At 34.2% G+C, this 2,175-nt stretch carries 1 protein-coding gene and 1 pseudogene; both read left to right on the forward strand.

Annotated features, from left to right (window positions below; all coding sequences use genetic code 11):
- Positions 1-1,283 (forward strand): tail fiber domain-containing protein (locus NU08_RS22140; protein WP_129749194.1); only part of this gene is annotated, 1,283 nt, incomplete at its 5' end.
- Between the two features lie 381 nt (positions 1,284-1,664).
- A pseudogene (locus tag NU08_RS22145) lies at positions 1,665-2,175 on the forward strand (hypothetical protein); the annotation flags it as partial.

Raw genomic sequence — 2,175 nt, forward strand, 5'->3', positions numbered from 1 at the left:
GTAATCTTACCATCACCTATACGGACGGCACATCGAGCGAAGTGGGGAATGTGAAAGGAGAGAAAGGAAATGATGGAAAAACAGGTCCAACAGGTCCGCAAGGTCCGCAAGGTCCGCAAGGAGCGCCAGGTTCCGATGCTACAGTTACAAAAGCTAGTTTAATTGCAACAAGTCCAATTACGGTATCAGGTTCTGGTAAAGTTGTAGATAGTAATTTGACTATAGGGATTAATTCAAAAAATCTAACAACAACAACTCCAGCAACAGTATTAAAAGTTGTTAATGGTAGCGGTGCAGCGTTAACAGATGTGCAAGTAAATATGGTTCCCGCTGTTACAAAACCAGCATATTTATATACTGACCCTACAGGAATAATAGCATGGTCACTAGATATGCCTTGGGTATTGGGAGGAAATGATGCAAATGATGGGCTTACTAAAGAGAAAAATTTTGGTACCGTAACTAACTTTGATTTACCATTTATTACTAATAATAAAGAACGAATGCGTTTGGATACAGATGGTAGGCTAGGTATTGGTACAAATAATCCTAAATATGGTATTCATCTTATTAATAACTCAACAGATGATTTAATGGATGATTTGAAATTGGCAACATATTCAAATGGAACAAATTCACCATCATTCTCTTTTTTACATAGTAGAGGCTCAGAAACTGCGCCAGCTGTACTTACAAGTGGGCTTGCAATGGGAGCGTTCAACTTTCAGGCACAGACAGGTACAACTGCAGGTGCGATTCAATCGCTTTCTAGTGTGATTGCATATTACGAGGGGGGAACTGGAACAGCTGCTAAGAGTAATCTTGAATTTAAAACTAGTAATACTTTAAGTTTAGAAATTGCATCGAATGGTGACTTGTTGCCTGGTGTTGATGCTAGTGGAGTTACTACGGGAGTTTTGAATTTAGGTAATATTAATCAAAGATGGAGAACATTGTATTGTGCAAATGTGGTTAATGTGTCTGATATTCGTTTGAAACAAAATATTGTGCCTTTAAAATACGGTTTAAAAGAGATTATGAAAATTGAACCTATTTCTTACACTTTAAAAAATGATGCAACAAATGAGATTCAGTTAGGTGTTTCTGCTCAACAAATGCAAATTGTTTTGCCAGAGGTAGTTGAAGAAGGAAAAGATGTAAATAAAACTTTAGGTGTTCATTATACTGAAATGATTCCAGTATTAATTAATGCAATAAAAGAACAGCAAGCAGAAATTGAGCAATTAAAATCTCTTGTGAAGGAATTAACAGATAAGAAATAATTTTTTCTTTTAGAAACTAAAAATCCGATTATTTATAATCGGATTTTTTTTGCTGCAATACAATCCTAAGGATTTATTTCTTTACAAGTGATGATATGATCAATCTGTAATCCCTAGTATATTATCTTGTTATTTAGATTATCTGGAAAAAATCAAATAATGTAAAGCATGTCTTTTTCTTTCTAAAAATATAGTTTAATGAAATTTTCAAAATCGAAATATGTCTTAAAATATAAGAATATAAACTTTTAGGGGTAAGAAAAAAACTATTATAAAAGAATCTTTGCAGGATTAGAACTGAACTTTTAGATAAAATGTGGTTGTAGATCAATCATATATAATTATCAAATAATTTAATAACACATTAATAGATTAAATCTTATGAAGAATAGATTACTTCCTTTACTTTTTGTCTTAGGTGGATACTCCGTCTACTCTCAGGTAGTAGTTGGAAAAAAAGAAGTAACAACACCCTCTGCTCAGTTAGAAGTTTATGCTACAGACAAAGGTATTTTGATTCCAAATGTTAAATTGACGGGTTCAACAGATGCTACAACAATTAAGACTGGTAATGAAGAAAGTTTATTGGTTTTTAATACTGCAACAGTAACAGATGTTAAGCCAGGTTATTACTATTGGTATGCTGGAAAATGGCAACGACTTGCTGTTTCAGGAGAAATTACATCTGGTAAAGATGGTATTGCAGGAGGAAATGGAGCTCCAGGAACAGACGGAGTGTCAATTCCTGCCGAAGCAAATTTGTATATAGATTATAATACTAAAACAGTTTACGTTCTTAAGCCTAATTCAGATCCTAAAGATCCTAATAACTGGATTCCTACCAATGGTAAAAACGGCATCGACGGCATTGCCGGAGTCGACGGCCGACCTG

Source organism: Flavobacterium anhuiense (assembly GCF_004151235.1).
GTDB classification, from domain to species: domain Bacteria; phylum Bacteroidota; class Bacteroidia; order Flavobacteriales; family Flavobacteriaceae; genus Flavobacterium; species Flavobacterium anhuiense_A.